Annotated in this window: 13 protein-coding genes; 2 read left to right on the top strand and 11 right to left on the bottom strand. The window is 67.2% G+C overall.

The features are described from left to right. Positions 1-35: 35 nt before the first annotated feature. The 7 genes from Y900_RS11775 to Y900_RS11745 all read right to left on the bottom strand — a co-directional run bounded on the left by Y900_RS11775 (position 36) and on the right by Y900_RS11745 (position 14317). Positions 36-3248: an arabinosyltransferase domain-containing protein gene (locus Y900_RS11775; protein ID WP_036341988.1), complete on the bottom strand. Its 3213-nt coding sequence runs from the start codon at positions 3246-3248 to the stop codon at positions 36-38. Continuing rightward, positions 3245-6514, bottom strand: coding sequence for an arabinosyltransferase domain-containing protein (locus Y900_RS11770; protein WP_036341987.1), 3270 nt, complete (start codon positions 6512-6514; stop codon positions 3245-3247). Before Y900_RS11770 ends, Y900_RS11775 begins: the two co-directional genes overlap by 4 nt. A 76-nt stretch (positions 6515-6590) precedes the next feature. Then, entirely contained in the window at positions 6591-9830 is a 3240-nt protein-coding gene (locus Y900_RS11765) for an arabinosyltransferase domain-containing protein (protein WP_051660012.1), read from the bottom strand. Positions 9831-9832: 2 nt separating this feature from the next. After that, positions 9833-11680: a galactan 5-O-arabinofuranosyltransferase gene (locus Y900_RS11760; RefSeq protein ID WP_036346495.1), complete on the bottom strand. Its 1848-nt coding sequence runs from the start codon at positions 11678-11680 to the stop codon at positions 9833-9835. A 44-nt stretch (positions 11681-11724) separates the two neighbouring features. Beyond that, complete coding sequence (locus Y900_RS11755) at positions 11725-12504, bottom strand: decaprenylphospho-beta-D-erythro-pentofuranosid-2-ulose 2-reductase (RefSeq protein WP_036341985.1); 780 nt, start codon at positions 12502-12504, stop codon at positions 11725-11727. Between the two features lie 19 nt (positions 12505-12523). Then, complete coding sequence (locus Y900_RS11750) at positions 12524-13924, bottom strand: decaprenylphosphoryl-beta-D-ribose oxidase (protein ID WP_036341984.1); 1401 nt, start codon at positions 13922-13924, stop codon at positions 12524-12526. A 27-nt stretch (positions 13925-13951) separates the two neighbouring features. Beyond that, complete coding sequence (locus Y900_RS11745; protein ID WP_036346493.1) at positions 13952-14317, bottom strand: GtrA family protein; 366 nt, start codon at positions 14315-14317, stop codon at positions 13952-13954. A gap of 107 nt (positions 14318-14424) precedes the next feature. On the opposite strand from Y900_RS11745, the gene Y900_RS11740 reads away from it, so the two are divergent. Beyond that, a complete protein-coding gene (locus Y900_RS11740; RefSeq protein WP_036346490.1) occupies positions 14425-15048 on the top strand; it encodes an HD domain-containing protein in 624 nt (207 codons plus the stop codon). A 102-nt stretch (positions 15049-15150) separates the two neighbouring features. Further along, positions 15151-15585 (top strand): pyridoxamine 5'-phosphate oxidase family protein, encoded by a 435-nt coding sequence (locus Y900_RS11735; protein ID WP_036341983.1) that lies wholly within the window; start codon positions 15151-15153, stop codon positions 15583-15585. Between the two features lie 23 nt (positions 15586-15608). On the opposite strand, the gene wzm is transcribed toward Y900_RS11735, so the two are convergent. Genes wzm through Y900_RS11715 form a run of 4 tightly spaced genes read right to left on the bottom strand, consistent with a single transcriptional unit; the run spans position 15609 to position 18689 of the window. Further along, on the bottom strand, positions 15609-16439 hold the full coding sequence (gene wzm, locus Y900_RS11730) for a galactan export ABC transporter permease subunit Wzm/RfbD (RefSeq protein WP_036341982.1): 831 nt from the start codon (positions 16437-16439) through the stop codon (positions 15609-15611). After that, positions 16436-17350 (bottom strand): galactofuranosyltransferase GlfT1, encoded by a 915-nt coding sequence (gene glfT1 / locus Y900_RS11725; protein ID WP_036341981.1) that lies wholly within the window; start codon positions 17348-17350, stop codon positions 16436-16438. Before glfT1 ends, wzm begins: the two co-directional genes overlap by 4 nt. Then, entirely contained in the window at positions 17347-18171 is an 825-nt protein-coding gene (gene wzt, locus Y900_RS11720) for a galactan export ABC transporter ATP-binding subunit Wzt/RfbE (RefSeq protein WP_036341980.1), read from the bottom strand. Before wzt ends, glfT1 begins: the two co-directional genes overlap by 4 nt. A gap of 11 nt (positions 18172-18182) precedes the next feature. Beyond that, entirely contained in the window at positions 18183-18689 is a 507-nt protein-coding gene (locus Y900_RS11715; RefSeq protein ID WP_036346488.1) for a bacterial proteasome activator family protein, read from the bottom strand. Between the last annotated feature and the right edge of the window lie 16 nt (positions 18690-18705).

Raw genomic sequence — 18705 nt, 5'->3', positions numbered from 1 at the left:
GTAACCATGCCGATCAGGAGCGAGCCCGGAATACGTTACGGCTTGATCCTGATCGGTCCCGACTTCCACAGGCCGCTGCGCGTTGCCGTGCCCAGGTCGATCTGCGCGGGCTCGGCGGGAACGATCGTCTCGAACTGGCGCAACGAGCCCCAGTCGCGGCCCCAGTCATGCGACAGGTAGGTCGACATGACGTGTGCGCGCAGCAGGAGGTCGGTGATGCCGAGCAGGCCGCCGTTACGGCCGTCCTCCCAGGTGTCGGTGTCTTGCTTCTTGGCCGTGTAGTCCGGGGTGATCCGGAACTTCGGCACCTCGGTGACGCCGTTCGCGTGCAGCATCGGCCGCTGGCACGGGAAGGCCAGGCCCACCGCCCAGTCCATCAACACCGGCTGCGTGGACCCGACGAACTCCTGTACCGACCGCAGGTCGGGTACCCGTGGCGGTGTGATGGCCAGCCAGTCGCCCTGTGACAGCGAGCGGTCCTGCGCAACGATGCGCACGGTGGTCGCGTCGGCCGGGATTGCCGAGCGCGGGTAGCGCAGGTTGCGCCACGACGGCGCCGGGCCGAGATCGTAGGGGCTGACCCGGCCGGCGGGCACCGGGGTGCCGCCCGGCCCGGGCTTGCCGTACTCCAACTCGACGGTCTGTCCGTCGGTGAAGCCGTTGAGAACGCTGACTCCCGCGATGGTACCTGCGGCGGTGACGACGACCAGTGGGTGGCCATTGTCGTTGGGCGGCAACTGATACCACGCGGAGGTCAACGTGGCGTCCTGCTGCGGGCCGACGAGATAGCTACCTGCCAGCGGAACCCGCGCCGGGTCGAGGCCGTAGGGCAGCGGCACGGTCGAGCCGTTGACGCCCGGGGTGTCCAGCTTGATCGGCTGGTCCCAGTCGTAATCCGTGCCGGGCTGCGGATTGGTCATCCGGATTGACTCGGCCACAATGTGTTCCGGTACGCCGCTGGGTGTGAAGCCGACCGGGCTGGTGCCGCCCAGGGGGCCGAGCGGTCCGTAATCACCGGGCAGGGGGGTCAGGAATCCGGTGTTGGCGTCCGGCTCCACCAAGACGTCGTCGGCCAGCCCGCAACCGCCGGAGAACGATCGCAGGTTGGCCCAGGCGTTGGAGTAGGTGGGGTACTGGCGCACCACGCCTGCGGCCATCGAGGCGATGAACACCAGCACCATGAATCCGGCGGCGACCGGGATCGGCGCGGTGGTCACGGCCCGGGCGATGCGGCCCTCGCCGTGGTCGCGGGTGTTGAAGTGCAGCCACGTCGCGTAGATCGCCGACACGGCGAACAGTGCGAAAAATATTGTGCTGACTGTGATCCCGGCGATCTTCGGCATGGCGTTGTTGAACGGCACACCGTAGCTCGACACATACCACCAGCCGTTGGTGGTGGCGAAGCACAGCGCCAGCAGGAAGAACACCGCGGTGACGACTGTCATCCGGTTGCGCGACCATCGCAACACCGCCGGTGAGGCCAGCACGGTGGCCAGCGCCGCCATGGCCGCACCGACTGCGGCGAACAGCCCGAAGTGATGCACCCACTTGGTGGGGGTGAACATCAGGAAGAACATCGTCGCGAAGATGACGCCCATCAGCCGCCACGCCGGGCCGCGGGCCACCCCGGGAACACGCTTGCGGCGCAACATGATGAACATCGACACGAACAGCGACAGCGCGGTCATCAGGAAGCCGAACCGCCGTGACAGCGAGCCGTCCACGGTCGGCAGGATCAGGTAGTAGTAACGCAGATTCTCGGTGTACCAGGCCTGGCTGGGTCCGATGTCGGTGCGAATTCTGGTGGCTTCCAACACCGTTGCGAATGTCTGGTCGGCGAAGACGACGGTCAGGATGATGGTTCCTGCGGCCAGCAGCGGCAGCACCAGCGGCCAGGTGCCCACCACCGCGCGCCTGCGCACCAGGATTCGCACAATCGGCCGGCCACCGGCGATCAGCGCGGCGACGGCGATCAGGCCGGTGGGCTGAATGCCGAGGGTGAACGCCGCGCTGACGATGGCCAGCGCCGCCGGGGTCAGTCGACCGGAGATCACCGCGCGTTCGATGAGCACATAGGTGATCAGCGCGCCGGTCGCGATCTGGCCCTCGGGGCGCAGGCCGTTGTTGAACGGCATCCACGCCGCCATCAACACCAGGCCCGCGGCCCACAGTGCGGGTCGGCTGGCGATCACGGCGGGGCCCAGCCGGGGGAGCACTTCGCGGGACAGCAGCAGCCAGCAGACCAGCGCACAGATCAAGTCCGGCAACCGCATCCAGATGCTGGCATCGCTGACGTGGGTCATCAGTGCCAACACGTTGTAGAACCAGCCGAATGGATCCTCGGGACTGCCAAACCAGCGGAAGTAGTTCGACATGTAACCGGCGTGGTCGGCGACGCGCGCCATCTGCAGGATGTAGCCGTCGTCGGAGGAGTTGGCTCCGATTACGTGCCAGATCAAGAATCCCGCGACCACGGTCACGTCGACCGCGGTGAAGGTGCGCCAGCGCTGCGGAATCCAGGAGTGCATGCGGCGCCCGTCGAGGCGGTCCAGCCGCCACAGGGCCACCAGCGCGATCACGGTGGCGGTCATCGCCAGCAGCATCGCGGTGAGCTTCAACACCGTTGGCGTGGTGGAGAACCGGGTGTCGATCGTCGCCGAGACGGTCAGCCCCGGCGGCGCCGGACCGACCAGATCGGTGAAGACCCCGACGATCGCGGGCCGCAGGTTGGGATCGGCAAAGCCGCTGCGCAATTCCTTGCCCGTCGATGGATCGGAAAGCCCCACAAATGTCGCGAACGTTCCGTCCGTGGTCGAGGTGATCTCGATGCGCTGACACTGCGCGGATACCGCCCGCGCGCGCGGCACGCTCGCGACCACCACGTTGCGGTCGGTGATGTCTACGCGCTGGGCATTGACGTTGACGAACAGCGAATTGAGCGCCGCCTCTTTGCCTTTCTGCGGCGCGAGTCCCAGCACCAAGCCGCCGGCGGGCGGCATGGACCGGATCACGTCGCAGGGGACCGTCGCCGTCACCGACACCGGTGCCTGCGAGATCAGTGGGGCGGTGACGTTGGCCAGCTGACCGGCTTGCGGCCAATTCAGCGTTGCGGTGGTCTGTTCCACCGGCAGCAGCGGAGTCAGCACCGACAGCACGAAGCCCACCAGTCCGGCGACCGCGGCCACCCAGCGGGTGACCCGGACATCGCCGGCGGCGTCGCGAGCGTTGGCTACGAGAGTCTGTGTCATGGCAGTGCCCTGATCGGTCCGCTACGGCTCCAACCGAATGTCGTCTTGGTGCCCTGGTCGATGACAGCGTTCGGCGCCTCCGACGACGGCACCAGCCGGACGTAGCGCTCGATCGCACCCCAGTCGCGATACCAGTCGTCGCGCAGGTACGTCGGGACGGTCGCGGTGGTCAGCAGTCCCTGGATGAACAGGAACGGCCCACCGGCACGGGCGGATTGCCACATATTGCTCGACACCACCACCTGCTTGAGGTTGGGCAGGATCCGATATTCCGGCAGTTCGGCGACGCCGAGGTGTTCGGAGAACGGGCGCTGGCAAGGGAAGTTCGCCGCGGTGGCGATGTCCATCATCACCGGCGTCTGCGAGCCGAGGAACTGCTGAGCGGTCTCCAGGACCGGCACACGTGGCGGGGTGAAGCCGAACCACTGATCGGTACTCAGGTTCGGATCGTCGGCGACGATGCGCGCGACGTTGGCCTCCGGCGGTGCCCACGACAACGGGAAACGTAGGTTTCGCCAGGCCTTTTGGGCGATCACATCGATGGGTTGCACCGAGTTCAGCGCTTGGAAACTGCCGTCCGGCCGCTGGACACCCCACTGCAGCTTGAGTGACTGTCCGTAGTTGAATTGGCCTTCTTCGTCGTAAAACCAGATCGCGCCCGCGGCGGCGACGGTCACCAGCGGCCGGTCCGGGGTGCGTGGCGGCAGCTGATACCACGCCGAAGTCGCCTTGGCGGCAACGGTGTTCTCGTTGTAGCTGCCCATCACCGGGGTGGTCTTCGGGTCCAGCCCGAACGGCAGGAACACTCGCGAGCCGTTGACTCCGACCGGGCCGTACCCGCCGCCGGTGCCTGCCGCGAAGGCGATGCCCGCATTGGGCTTGTTGGGTGACCCGTCGGAGTTGACGGTGCCGGGGTTGGCGACGAACGGCTCGGCAGGCTCCAGGGTGTCGCTGATGCCGTTCGGCGTGAAGCCGACCGGATTGTCGCCCCCGAGCGGGCCGTACTTGCCCCACTTCTGGCCCGGAACCGGTTGCAGCATACCGGCATTCGGGTCTGCCTCGACCAGAACGTCGTCGGCCATCGCGCAGCTGGCGTCGGACAGGCCCGACTTCAGAGCGGACACGTTGGCGGCGGCGGTGGTGTAGGCCGGGTAGCGCTGCACGAAGGCCTTGGTCATCGAGCCGACCTCGAGCAGCACCATGATGATCGCGAAGACCAGCAGGGGAGTGGACGCAAGAGCCCGGTTGCGGCCGGTGTTCTTGACCTCGGTGTGCCCGGCGTAGTCCATCCGGAAGTGCAGCCAGCCGGCGGTCAGGCCGGACACGATCGCCAGGCCGAGGAACATCGTCGTCACGGGCTGGTGGGCGATCACCGGTTGACGGTCGAACCACGGCACGCCGTAGTTGCCGACGTAGAACCAGCCGTTGGTGCCCGAGGTCGCCCACGCCAGCACGAACAGCAGGGCGGTGACGTAGAGGGCGAGGTTGCGTCGGTTGTGCAACCCGACGCGGGCAAAGGCGAATGCGGTGACCGCGCCCAGCGCCCCGGCCAGTCCGGCGAACGCACCGAACTGCACAGCCCACTTGGTCGGGGTGAAGTGCAGCAACAGCAGGCCGATCGCAGTGCTGCCGAGCAGCCGCCATACCGGGCCGCCGGCCACCCCCGGGACATGGCCGCGGCGCAGCAGCACCGCCAGCATGCCGAACAGGCACAGCAACATGATCAGGACCCCGAAGCGGCGGGTCAGTGAGCTTTCCGAATTGTCCTCGACAGTCAGGAAGTAGTACCGCAGGAAGTCCTGATACCAGGCGATCGTCGGGCCGACGACGTACTTGATGCGGGCGGATTCGGCGACAGCCGCCAAGGTCTGGTCGCGGAACACGACGACGAAGATGACCGCCAGTGAGGCGGCGAGCGCGGCCAGCGGTGCCAGCAGCCCATCGGTGCCGCGCCGGGCTTTGATCACCCGGGCGACGGCCCGTGCGCCGACGAGTAGCGGCGCGATCGCGATCAGGCCCTGCGGGGCGAGCGTCACGCTGAAGACGGCGACGACGATTGCCAGCGCTGCCGGAACCAGCCGACGGGTGGCGATGGCGTTCTCCACCAGGATCCACGTCGCCAGTGCGCCGAATGCGATCAGCGGTTCGGGTCGCAGCCCGTTGTTGAACGGCAGCCACGCAGCGAGGAACACCGCGCCCGCGGTCCATACCGTCACCCGGTTGAGCGACAACCGCCTGCCCAGCCGGGGCAGCACACAGCGGCTCAGGATGAGCCAGGTACCGATGCCGGCGATCGTGGCGGGCAGCCGCATCCACACGCCAGCGGTGCTGATCGCGGCGAGGTGGGCGAGCACCGACTGGTACCAGTCGAAGGGCGCTTCGGTGGCCCCGAAGTAGCGGAAGTAGTTGGCGGTGTAGCCGGCCTGGCCGGAGACCCGCGCGATGGTGAGGTTGTAGCCGTCGTCGGAGGAGATGGCGCCGATGACATGCCAGAGCAGCAACCCGCCGATCACCCCGACGTCGGCCACCCAGGTGGCGGCGCGGGCCCTGAACAACTGCCGCCACGCTCCGCGCACCCGGCGCCCTGCCCGCCGGTCGAGCACGCCGAGTGCGATCAACGACGCCACCACGCAGGCGATCCCGAGCACCATCACCGCGATCTTGAGGGTGCTGGGGCTGGTGATGAACCGGGTGTCGATGTCGATATGGGCGCTCAACCCCGGCTGCGAAGCCACCTTCAGGTCCGTGAAGATGCCGGCGATCTGCGGCTTCTTCTCCTGGGCGAGGGTGCCGGTGGCGCCGGGGATGCCGACGAAATCGGCTCCGACGCCGCCCGGGCCTGCCCAGATCCGCAGTTCGCGGCAACCCCCCGCGGCAATGGCCGGGCGGGGCGCGACGGCGGCGACGGTGTCACGGAACGCGACGACGACGGTGGCGGCGTTGGCACGCACGAACAGCCCGTTGCGGCTGGAGTCGATGCCCGCCGGCGGGATCGTCGAGAAGACCAGGCCGCCCTCGGCGGGCAGCGTGGCGATGGCCTGGCAGGGGATCGACACCTCGAGCGACTGCGGCGCGCCCGACACCAGCGGCGCGGTGATGTCGCTGACCAGGCCGTCCGGGCCGGGCGCCTGTGGCCACTGGATGCTGGCGGTGGTCTGCGTGACCGGCAGCAGCGGCACGACACCGCACAGCAGCACACCGAGGATGCCGGCTATGACGGCGACGAGCCGGGCGATCCGGGTGGAGTCGGCTTCCTCGCTTGGCACGAGGCTCGATGGTAGGCGACGAAGGTGTGTCGGTTCGGAAGGCCTGCGGGCGCCACGGCGAATCGAGAGCCGAATGTTAGGTAGGTCGCAGCGGAGCCGGGCTCCACAGCCCGCTGCGGGTGGCGGTGCCGAGATCGAGGCGCGCCGGCTGGGCGTCGGGATAGAACAGGTTGAGCCGCTGCAGGGCGCCCCAGTCGCGGAACCAGTCGTCGCGCAGATAGCTCGGCACCGTGACCGCGCGGTACAACAGTTCGCTGATGCCGAGCGGACCGCCGCCGATGTTGTCCATCACCGGCGAGTTGGCCTCGGCGCCGAACCGGTCCGGCAGGATCCGCCACTTCGGCGGTTCGATGACGCCATACCGGTGGGCGAACGGCCGCTGGCAGGGGAACGCCAGTCCGACAAGCCAATCCAGCAGCACAGGGTCCTGCGATCCGACCACATCCTGCAGGCTGCGCAGCTTGGGGATGCGCGGTGGGGTGATCGCGATCCAGTGTTGGGGTGCGAGGTCGTCGTCGGTGGCTACGAGACGGATGCGGGTTGCGTCGCGCGGGATCGCGGCCAACGGGGCGCGCAGGTTGCGCCACGCCGGTGCTGCGCCGACGTCGCCGAACAGCACCGAGCCGCCCGACTTGCCTTCGGCGGCCTGTTGGTCGGTGGCCCACTGCACCTGGACCTCGTCCTGGTTGAATCGGCCCGCGGCCGCGACCACGAGCAATGGGGAAGCGGCCCAGTCGGCGGGCAGCTGGTACCAGGCCGAGCGCAGTAGGGCGGGTTGTTGTACGCCGGCACGCCAGCTGCCCATCACGGGTGTGTGGGCCGGGTCCAGGCCGTAGGGCAGCCGGGCGCGGGATCCGTTGACGCCGGCCGCGACGGTGGTGCCGCCTTCGGTGCCGGCCTCGCTGCTGGTGACCAGCCCGTCGTTGTCGACGAAACTGCCGCCGCCGGGCGGCTCCAGCACCGGGTCCGCCGACACGTCGGCGGGGATTCCGTTGGGAGTGAAGCCCTGGGCCGTCGTCGCGGCGAGCGCGTCGCCCACCGATACTCCGACGATCGGGGCCAGTGTCCCGGCGTTCGGGTCCTCTTCGACCAGGACATCGTCGGCCAGCCCGCAGTTCTTGCCGGTCAGTGCCTGCAGATTCGAGCGGCCGACCGACCACGCCGGCCACTGCTCGGTCATTCCCAGCGTCAGCGACAGCACCTCGAAGACCACCAGCAGCCAGGCCATCGTGGCCAGCGGCGAGCCGATGAAGCGCGACCACCACCGGGTGCGTGCGGGGCCGCCGGTGTCGCGGAAGGAGAAGTGGAACCAGGCGGCCACGAGCAGGGCGAGCACGGTCAGGCCGAGCAGCATCGTGGTGAAACCGAAGTGCCATTCCGGGAACTGGTTCGACCACGGCACACCGAAGTTCGAGACGTACCACCAGCCGTTGACACTCGCGAACGACAGCGCGGTGATGAACAGGACCGCGGCGGCGAAGATCGCCCGGTTTCTTCGGGATCGCAAGACGTGCGCGGTGACCGCGACCGCGGCCAGCGCACCCAGTGAACCGGCCAGCCCGGCGAACACGCCGAAGTGGTGCGTCCACTTCGTCGGGGTGAACATCATCGCCAGGAACGAGATGATCGTGATCCCGATGATGCGCCTGCTGGGCCCGGCCGCAGTTCCGGGGATGTGCCCGCGACGCAGGATCATCGCCACCGACACCGCCAGTGCGACGAGCAGCGCCAGCACCGCGAACCGCCGCGACACCGAACCGTCGGGGCTGGCCATGAACAGCCGCTCGTACCGGATGTGTTCGTCGAACCAGCTCAGGCTGGGGCCGACGGCCGACTTGAGCATGTTGGCCTGAACCTCGCCGATAAAGGTCTGGTCGCGGAAGATCAGGATGAGCGTGACTGTCCCTGCGGCCAGGATCGGTGCGAGCAGGGGCAGCAGCCCGAACTGCCGGGATCGTCGGTGCAGGATCGTGCGCAGCGGACCGATCGCCACCAGCAGCGCACCGATCGACGCGATTCCGGTCGGGCCGGAGAACAACGTCAGCGCCCCGATGATGCAGGCGAACGCGACCGGAAGCAGCCGGCTGGTGGCCACCCCACGCTCGACCGAGCACCACGTCAGCAGGATGCCCAGCGCGATGATCGGCTCGGGGCGCAGGCCGTTGTTCAGCGGCAGCCAGAACGCCAGGAACATGCCGGCGGCGGTCCAGACGGCGGCGCGGCTGGTCTTGACGGCGTGGCCGAGCCGGGGGATCACCTCGCGGCTGATCAGCCACCAGCACACCAAGGCCATACCGAGCGTCGGCAGCCGCATCCACACACTGGATGCCGAGACGTGCGCCCACAGCGCCAGCAGGTCGTAGTACCAGCCGAACGGCGCCTCCGGAGTGCCGAACCAGCGGTAGTAGTTGGCCATGTATCCGGCGTGCTCGGACACCCGGGCCATGGTCAGGATGTAGCCGTCGTCGGAGGTGTTGGCGCCGACGAAGTGCCACCAGACCAGGACGGCGAGCACCAATCCGTCCAGCGGGCTCACCGACCACCAGCGCGACGGCAGGAAACGCCGCTGCCGGACCCCGTCGGCGCGATCCATGACGTGCAACGCGCCGAGGGAGACGATCGTCAGCACCACGCCGAGCACCATCGCGGCCATCTTCAGCGCGGTCGGGGCGCTGCTGTACCGGGTGTCGATGGTGGCGTGAACACTCAGCCCGGGCGGTGCCGGTCCGGACAGATCGGTGAAGATGCCGACGATCTGGGGCCGGAAGTCGTAGCCGCTGCGTTCGCCGGCGAGCGGCTTGCCGGGAGCTTTGCTGTCGGCGCCCTGGGTGAGGCCGACGAATTCGGCGGTCACCCGGTCGGCGTGCGCGGTGAACGTCAGCTTCTGGCAGGCCGGGCTGAGCACCTGGCTCATCGGGGCGACGACGACAGGGGTGTTGCGGACAACGACTACGAGGTCGTCGTTGGCGCGCTGGATCAGCAGCCCGCGGTCGACGGCCTTGGGTGCCTGCTTGGGCACCGTGGACAGCAGCACGGTCTTGTCGGGGCTGTTCAGCCCGGCGGCCGCGCGACACGGCACGTCAATGGTCAAATCGGTTGCCACGTAGCTGATCAACGGAGCGGTGACGCTGTTCAGCACCCCATTCTGGGGCCAGTTCAGTTCTGCTGTGGTTTGCTCGACCGGCAGCAGCGGCGTCAGTATCGCCAGGCCGGCGCCCAACAGACCTGCGACGACAGCGACAAGACGGGCGGTCCGGTACTTCGCCCGCGTCTCGTTCACGGAGCTAGATATTAATTGGCGGTCCGGGACGGCCATCGCTACGGATTCCGGATGGCCACGACGAAGGGTCCGATCGTCTTGACGGTGAAGTGCGGTCCGTCGAACAGACTGACGTCGAAGTCGACGGTGTAGCGCCGCACATTGGGCTGGTTGGGGTAGACGTCCTGCGCCAGCCGCAGGGTGTAGGTGTCATTGGCGCCGCGGCGCATCAGGAACACGGTCGGGGGCTGCCACGGCAGGGTGTCGAGCGCGTGGGCCAGCTGGTCGGCGGACTTCAATTCGGCCCAGGATTCGATTGCCGAAGCCCGCTTCTCGAACTCGGCGAGCGGGTTGGCGTAATGCGATGTCAGACCCTGGAACCCGTAGTAGGGGTAGTAGGACAGGAAGCTGTAGTCGGCGGTCAGTACGACGGTCTCCTGGCGGGGCCGGCCGGTGATTTTTCCGATCGCGGCGTCGACTTCGGCGTAGTACTTCTCGGCTCCGGGTGGTCGCCGGTCACCGCGCTGGCCGTAGCCGTCGGTGTCGGTGTAGGCGACGGTCAGATCGGGGCGCAGCACGTCGGGGATGTCCTGGCTGAAGCCGACGGACCCGATCAGCCCGATGGCCGCGGCGGCTCCGATGACCTTGCGGTTCGTTCGTGCGGCGATCGCCAGCGTCACGTCGGTGAAGCCGAACACCCCGGCAGCCGACAGCAGAACGGTCAGCGTGGGCTGCAGCCGGAACGACAGCAGGGTGGTGCCGAGCAGTGTGGTCAGCATCGACAGCACCGACCAGCCGTAGACGGTCAGCACACCGATCCCGAGTGCGGCCGCTTTCGTGGACGAGCGGGCCCGCCACACCAGCCACAGCGTGCCGAGCATGCACAGCGCACCCAGCAGCGAGAACTGCAGCATCGGGAAGGTGAGGACGGCGCCGTCGGCGGGCAGGTAGTGCTGGGCGCTGCCGGTGTCGCTGAGCGGATGCCGGACGGCTTGCAGCAGGAACGGCAGCCAGGTGATCGCGGCGATGGACAGGGCGATGACGCCGGCGACCACGAGCCGCAGCAGCGGTTCGGCACTGCGCCGCGCGATCGCCACGATCAGGCCCATCACCACGACCGTGAATGCGGTGTAGCCGACGAGCAGGGTGTAGAAAGTGGCGGAGACGCCGAGGAAGACCCCGACGCCGACGACGGCCGCCCAGCCGCCCTGTCTGGCCTTGCCGCGCAGTCCCGACCATGCGAGCACCAGGACCGGCGGGATGAGGACGGTGATGATCGCGGCGTAGGGCTCCGGCGAGCTGTAAGCCAGGGTCACCGCGGTGGTGGCGACGGTGACGATCAGTGCGTATTCGAACCGAATCATGGCCGACCACAACGTCATCGCGAGCACGACGGCGATCGCGATCGAGACGATGGCCCACGGCTTGAGCATCTCCCAGCCTGGAGTCCCGGTCAGGGCGGCGACGCGCCCGCCCAGCCAGAACCAGCCTGCCGGATAGAACGGCGGCAGACCGATATAGGTCATGTCGTGCAGTGCGGGGCTCTGCGTGAGCCGGGTCAGATACTCGGTGCGGAACTGTTGGTCGACGGAGATGCCGAACAGATAGAGGCGGGTCGCGCCGAGTGGCATGCCGAGGGTGACCACGGTGAACGCCGACAGGAACACCGCCGCGCCGATGCGGGCAGCCCACTCATATCCCCGGGTCGCTTCGCTCCTGCCCGCCGAGCGGTGCCCTCTGCGCCAGACGAATCCGGTACCCAGCAGCAGGACCAGGCACCCGACCTGCCCGACGGTGGTCAGTGCGTGCAGTTGGTTCGACGACGGGAAGGCCGGCCACTGCACCCTTGAGATCGCGATCAGCGCGATGGTCGAAACGGCCACGGCTGCAACGACTGCCGCAGCCATCTGGCCGACGGTGGCCAGCGCGCCCTTGGACACCGGGCGGCCTGCTAGATCGGCAGCTTGCGGAAAATGGGGCGCGGGATGTGCCGGATCACGGACATCAGCACACGCACCTGGCCGGGCGCCCACACCAGGGCCTTGCCCTTGGCCGCGGATGTGACGGCCAGTTCGGCGACATCCTCGGCGTTCACCGTGAACGGTGCTTCCTTGGCGCCGGTGGCCTTCCAGTGCTCCAGCGTGGTGGTGGTGCGCACCTGGCCGGGGCGGATGACGAGGACGTGAACCCCGTGCTCTTGCAGGGCCTCTCCGAGACCGAGGTAGAAGCCGTCCAGGCCGGCCTTGGTGGAGCCGTAGACGAAGTTGTTGCGGCGCACCCGTTCCCCGGCCACCGAGGACATCGCGATGATCTGGCCGAAACCCTGGGCGCGCATCTTGTCACCGATCAACACCCCCACCGAGACCGCCGCGGTGTAGTTGATCTGGGCGCTCAATACCGCCTTCGACTGGTTCTGCCAGAGTTCCTCGGCGTCGCCGAGGATGCCGAACGCGACGATCGCCACGTCGACATCGCCATTGGCCCAGGCCTTTTCGATGACGTCCGGATGACTCTTGGTGTCCAGTGCGTCAAAGTCGAGGTACTCGACCGAGCTGGCGCCTGCGGCTTCCAGCTGGGCGATGGCGGCGTCACGCTTGGGTGCGTTCGGCAGATCGGCCAGGATGATCCGGGCCTTGGCGTTGCGCAGGTAGCGCTTGCAGATGGCGAGGCCGATCTCGGAGGTTCCGCCCAGCAGCAGGATGGTTTGCGGATTGCCAGTGGCGTCGATCATGTCGGTGGGGGATGCCTTTCTACAGCAGTTCTAGTCGGCGGGCCATGTCGGAGGCGAACACGCCGTCCGGATCGGCCTTGCGGCGCAGTGCAATCCACTCATCGACCCGGGGATACATCTTGTGGAAATTCTGCGCGCTGACCCGCGAGTCCTTGGCGGTGTAGACCCGGCCGCCGAATTCCATTGCACGCCTGTCGAGTTCGTTGAGAAACTCGTTGACCCCGGGCTTCATCGGGAAATCCATCGCGACATTCCAGCCTGCCATCGGGAAGCTCAGCGGCGCCTTGTTGCCCGGGCCGAACAGCTTGAATACGTTGAGGGCCGAGTAGTGGCCGCTGGTCTGGATCCACCGGATGATGTCCTTGAACTCGTCCAGGGCGTCCGGTGGCACGAGGAATTGATGCTGTGCGAAACCCGCTGGGCCGTAAGCATTGTTCCAGCCGCTGACCAGGTCGAGCATGTGGTAGAACTGCGACAGGTTCATGATCTTGCCCCGGTAGGTGCCACCCATGCGGTAGTACACCTCGCCGATCGCGCTGAACGACAGCTTGTTCATGGCGCTCACCGGGAAGATATCGGGCACCGTCAACAGCTGCGGCGCATCGAATTTCAGCGGATTCTTCGCGAGCTTCGCGGGCAACTGGTCCAGCCGGGCCAGGCTGCCCCGGCTGACCGCGGCCCGGCCGAGTTTGGGCGGCGGACTGATCAGGTCGAACCAGGCGCTGGAGTAGGTGTACTTGTCCTCGCTTCCGTCCAGATGGACGGCGATGGTCTCATCCAGGTTCGCGGTGCTGACGCCGTCGGCGATGAAATACGCGGTCTCGGTGCGAGTCATCGCGATGCGCGCGCGAATCACGATGCCGGTCAAGCCGTTTCCGCCGACCGTGGCCCAGAACAGCTCGCTGTCAGGCCCGTCGGGAGTGAGCGTGCGGACCTCACCGTCCGCCATCAGCAGGTCCAGCGACAGCACGTGGTTACCGAAACTGCCCGCACTGTGGTGGTTCTTGCCGTGGATGTCCGATCCGATCGCGCCACCGACGGTCACCTGCCGGGTGCCCGGCAGTACCGGTACCCACAGACCGAACGGCAGCGAGGCCTTCATCAACTGGTCCAGGCTCACCCCGGCGTCCACGTCGGCCACCGCGGTGTCGGCGGACAGCGAGTGGATCCGGTTCAACCGGGTCATGTCGACGACGATGCCGCCGCCGTTGCAGGCGTGGTCCCCATACGAGCGGCCCAGCCCGCGCGGCACGATGCCGCGGCGCAGGTACGACGGGCTGCTTGCGTCGGCGTCGGCGACCTGCCGGACGGCGTCGGCGATCACGTCCACGTCGGGAGTGGAGAGCACCTGCGCCACGCTCGGCGCAGTTCGGCCGAATCCGGTCAGGGAACGCGGCGTGAGGGGAAGTGCGGTAGCCATATCAGTGCCAAAGGTTACCCGGCCCCCTTACTTCAACCGGAATATCACCGCTCGCTGGACCACGAAGTTGATGATCGTGGCGGTGCCCTGCGCGATGACGAAGGCCACCGGGACCTGCCAGGAATGGCCGGCGAACTTCAGATAGAACAGGTAGTTGATGCCGACCTGTACTGCATAAGTGAGGGCGTACAGGACGACGACGGCGATGAAGCGGGCCGTGCTCGGCGGCGCCTGGAAGGTCCACCGGCGGTTGATCAGGTAGGCCGTGGTCGTGCCGGCGATGAAGCTCAGCGTCTTGGCCACGTTGACCTGCAGGCCGAGCTTGAGGAACAGCACGTAGAGCCCGAAGTCGACGATGGCCGACAGCCCTCCGGTGACGATGAAGCGCACCATTTGGGTCTTGAGGCTCAGGGGCGCCGTCGGGGCTGATTCGGCCACGCCGGAAGCTTACTGATTTACCTGGGTCGCTTACCTGTCGGTGGGCGGTGCACCATGGTGGTGTGCAGGATCTGGTTGAGTCGTGGGCGGCACTGCTGTCCCGGTACACCGACGACCCGGCCGTAGCCGAGGTGGGCCGTGATTTGGTGGCGTCCTGGTCCGAAGCCCACCGCCGCTACCACTCGGTCGAGCACTTGCGCGACATCCTCGGCCACGTCGAGGAGCTGGCCGAATTCGCCGACGACCCAGACGCGGTGCGGCTCGCGGCCTGGTATCACGACGCGGTCTACGCCGGACTTCCCGACGACGAGGAACGCAGCGCCCAGCTCGCCGAGCAGGACTTAACCCGCCTGGGCGTGCAGCCGCAGCTGGTCGACGAGGTGGCTCGCCTGATTCGGCTGACCATCACGCACGATCCCGCTCCGGGCGACCACAACGGCGAGGTGCTCTCCGATGCCGACCTGGCGGCGCTGGCGGCGCCCAGGGACCGCTATGAGCGCAACACCGCGGCGATTCAGGCCGAGTACAGCCACGTGCCCAGCGAGGTGTTCCGTCGGGGGCGGGTGCAGGTTCTGGTGGCGCTGCTGGGCGGTCCGGGTGTCTTCCGCACCGAGTACGCCCGGCGCGAATGGGAGTCATCGGCCCAGGGCAACCTGCGGGCCGAGCTGGCGACGCTGACGGGTTGAGCCGGATTGAGCGGCCTCATCAGCACTGGTAGTGACGCCCGACCTTCACCGAAGGCCGTTCGACCCTATGTGCGTGGCCGGTAGGCGGCGGAAGATCTGCCCATGACAGTCGAACAGGATCCGATCGTGGTACTCAGCGACCACGAGAGTTGGGATCGTCTGAAGAGTGCTGCGCTGGGACGCTTGGTGACGCAGATCGGCGATCAGCTGGAGATCTTCCCCGTCAACTTCGTGACGCAGAACCACACGGTGCTGTTCCGGACGGCCGAGGGCACCAAGCTTTTCAGCACGGTGATGAACGAGAAGGTGCTCTTCGAAGTCGACGACCACACTGTCTCGGAGGGCTGGAGCGTCATCATCCGCGGTACCGCGCGGGTGCTCACCGCGGCCGATGACATCCACGAAGCGGAGCGCGCGCAACTGCTGCCCTGGGTGGCGACCGAGAAGCTTCGGTTCGTGCGGATCACCCCAAGTGAGGTGTCCGGCCGGCGTTTTGTCTTCGGGCCGGAGCCGGACCGCGGGTCGTATCCCGGCTAGGCATCCAGCACACTCGGCGCTCGTCACACCCAGTACGGAACCCGCGCCCGGTACTGCCGCAGCGCGAACGCCGCGAGCAGCCAGCCCAGCAGCGTCAGCCCGATCACGACCGCCCAGTGCCGCAGGTGCTGGTCGGCGCCCAGCAGGGGCGCGCGCAGGATGTCGAGGTAGTGCAGCAGCGGGTTGAGTTCGATGATCTTGGCCCAGCGGCCGGCGCCCTGCTGCTGCAGGGTGTTGTCGTTCCAGATGATCGGCGTCATGAAGAACAGCAGCTGCACGATCGAGAACAGCAGCGGGCCGATGTCGCGGTAGCGGGTGGCCAGGATGCCGAAGCAGAACGACACCCACACGCAGTTCAGCATGATCAACAACAGCGCCGGGATGGCCGACAAATCCGCCCACGACCACGGTTTCGGGAAGATCATCGCAATCACCACATAGATCACGATGTTGTGCCCGAACAGGATCATCTGCCGCCACACCAGCCGGTACACGTGCACGCTCAGCGGCGTCGGCAGCTGTTTGATCAATCCTTCGTTGGCGATGAACACGTCAGCGCCCTCGAGGATCGCGGCGTTGATCATGTTCCAGATGATCAGGCCGAGCGTCACATACGGCAGGTGCTCGGAAAGCTTGAGGTGGAACAACTGTGAGTACAGCCCGCCCATCGCGACCGCGGTGGTTCCGGTCGCGATCGTGATCCAGAACGGGCCGAGCACCGAGCGGCGGTACTTCTGCTTGATGTCCTGCCAGCCGAGGTGAAGCCATAGTTCGCGCTTGCGGTACCCATCGAGCAGGTCGCCCCACGCGCGGGTGAAGGTCTTCGACTGCGCAGCGGCGTCGACGATCGTCATCTTGTTCCTTTCCCGTCGCTTCGCTCGCCCCGGAAGAACCTTTCGTGCCTACCCAAGCGCCGCAGCCGAATCCATTCGGCGAAGCCCTTCGGGTCGCGGCGCTGGATCAAGAAGAACCATCCGAATCGCACCCACTCCTGCGGTACCAGCTTGCGCATGCCGCGCTGCGCCTGCAGGTAGCCGCGGTTGCGATAGGTGAAGTACCGCTTGCCTGGGTCGTCCGGATATTGGGTGTGCATTTTGCCGCCGAGGATCGGCTTGAACTCGTCACTGCCGTACGGATGCAGGTAGGTCGCATCCAGGCAGGTGCCGAACGGCAAGCCCGACAACACCAGTCGACGGTGCACGTCGACCTCGTCGCCACGGATGAACAAGCGGATGTCCGGCATACCCACGGCCATAAGGGTTTCCGCGCGAAACAACGCTCCGTTGAAAAGTGAGGCATACCCCGGGAGCAGATCTTGGCTGCCCAGTTCGGCGGTGTGGCGACGCCACGCCAGGCCCTGGCGAACAGGGAAGGCGAACCGGTCGGGATGGTCCATGTCGCAGACCATCGGCGACACCTCGGCCAAATCGTGGCGCTGTGCACAGGCCAGCAATCTGGCCAGCACCTCGCCGTCCATCGGTCGCCCGTCGTCGTCGGCCAGCCACACCCAGTCCGCACCCAACGACAGTGCGTGCAGCATGCCTAACGCGAATCCTCCTGCGCCGCCGAGGTTTCGGCGGGACCCCAGATAGGTGGTCGGTACGGGCTGTCCGGCGACGAGGTCGCGCACCCGCTCGTCGTCGTCGTTGTCGACGACGATCAGGTGGTCGACCATCCGGGTCTGGGTGGTCAACACACCCAGCGATTTGGCGAGTTCGTCGAGGCGGCGATGAGTGACGACGACGGCGCACACCAGGTCGGTCACGGGGTGGCGACCCCGTCGGACCAATCGGACTTGTGCTCGTCCAGCACTTCTCGCACATGCCGGGCAGCGTCCTCGCCCTCATAGGCGCGCACGACGTCTTCGATGCCGCCGGACATCTTGATGGTGCCGTGGTCGATCCACATCGCGGTCTTGCACAGCCGCGCCAGGAACTCGTTGGAATGGCTGGCGAACACCAGGATTCCGGAACGCTCGACCAGACGCTGCAGCCGCGTCTGCGCCTTCTTCAGGAAGTCCGCGTCCACCGCGCCGATTCCCTCGTCGAGCAGCAGGATCTCGGGATCGATGCTGGTGACCACGCCCATGGCCAGTCGCACCCGCATGCCGGTGGAGTAGGTGCGCAGCGGCATCGACAGGTATTCACCGAGTTCGGTGAAGTCGGCGATCTCGTCGACCTTGGCCATCATCTGTTTGCGGGTCTGCCCCAGGAACAGCCCGCGGATGATGATGTTCTCGAAGCCGGAGATCTCCGGATCCATCCCGACGCCGAGGTCGAACACCGGCGCGACGCGTCCGCGGACGGTGGCCGACCCGCGGGTCGGTTCGTAGATCCCGGACAGCAACCGCAGCAGCGTGGACTTGCCAGCGCCGTTGTGGCCGATGAGGCCGACGCGGTCGCCCATCTTCAGCGACAGCGTGATGTCCCGCAGCGCCTCGATCACCACGACGTTCTCGGTGTTGCGCCCGATCGCGCCGCCGGCCGCGCCGAGGAAAGTCTTCTTCAGCGACCGGGTCTTCGCGTCGAAGATCGGAAACTCAACCCAGGCGTCGCGGGTTTCGATGTAGGGGTCGTCGGCAGGCACCGGGGTCTCGTCTAGAGGTACTGCCCGGTGCCGTGACCGGGGACTCCGGGGGGCCCGGGCTGTGCTATGCCGGGCGGCAGGGCTCCCTGGCGCATGTGCTCCAGTTGCGCGCGCGCCGCCATCTGCTGGGCGAACAGCGCGGTCTGGATTCCGTGGAACAGGCCCTCGAGCCAGCCGACCAGCTGCGCCTGCGCGATCCGCAGCTCGGCGTCGGACGGGATGCTGTCCTCGGTGAACGGCAGGGCCAGCCGCTCGAGCTCGTCGCGCAGCTCGGGGGCCAGCCCGTCTTCGAGCTCGCGTATCGAGGTCGCGTGGATTTCGCGCAGCCGGGTTCGGCTGGCGTCGTCCAACGGTGCGGCGCGCACCTCTTCGAGCAGCTGCTTGATCATCGTGCCGATGCGCATCACCTTGGCCGGCTGCTCCACCAGGTCGGTCACGGAGCGGCCGTCGGCGTCGCCGTCGCCCTCGTCGCCACCGGTGATGATCTCGATGTTGTCGTCGTCTGTATTCGTCGTCATGGAGTTGAGCATTCCC

Source organism: Mycolicibacterium aromaticivorans JS19b1 = JCM 16368, from assembly GCF_000559085.1.
GTDB lineage: Bacteria > Actinomycetota > Actinomycetes > Mycobacteriales > Mycobacteriaceae > Mycobacterium > Mycobacterium aromaticivorans.
The sequence above is the reverse complement of the archived record's forward strand: the minus strand, read 5'-3'. Positions and strand labels throughout refer to the sequence as shown.

Excerpts from the sequence above, each read along its gene's own strand:
- Y900_RS11775 (WP_036341988.1), bottom strand. The coding sequence starts at position 3,248 with ATGACACAGACTCTCGTAGCCAACGCTCGCGACGCCGCCGGCGATGTC.
- wzm (WP_036341982.1), bottom strand. The coding sequence starts at position 16,439 with ATGACGATCGTCGACGCCGCTGCGCAGTCGAAGACCTTCACCCGCGCG.
- Y900_RS11755 (WP_036341985.1), bottom strand. The coding sequence starts at position 12,504 with ATGATCGACGCCACTGGCAATCCGCAAACCATCCTGCTGCTGGGCGGA.
- Y900_RS11750 (WP_036341984.1), bottom strand. The coding sequence starts at position 13,924 with ATGGCTACCGCACTTCCCCTCACGCCGCGTTCCCTGACCGGATTCGGC.
- Y900_RS11765 (WP_051660012.1), bottom strand. The coding sequence starts at position 9,830 with ATGGCCGTCCCGGACCGCCAATTAATATCTAGCTCCGTGAACGAGACG.
- Y900_RS11715 (WP_036346488.1), bottom strand. The coding sequence starts at position 18,689 with ATGACGACGAATACAGACGACGACAACATCGAGATCATCACCGGTGGC.
- Y900_RS11735 (WP_036341983.1), top strand. The coding sequence starts at position 15,151 with ATGACAGTCGAACAGGATCCGATCGTGGTACTCAGCGACCACGAGAGT.
- Y900_RS11760 (WP_036346495.1), bottom strand. The coding sequence starts at position 11,680 with ATGGCTGCGGCAGTCGTTGCAGCCGTGGCCGTTTCGACCATCGCGCTG.
- Y900_RS11745 (WP_036346493.1), bottom strand. The coding sequence starts at position 14,317 with ATGGTGCGCTTCATCGTCACCGGAGGGCTGTCGGCCATCGTCGACTTC.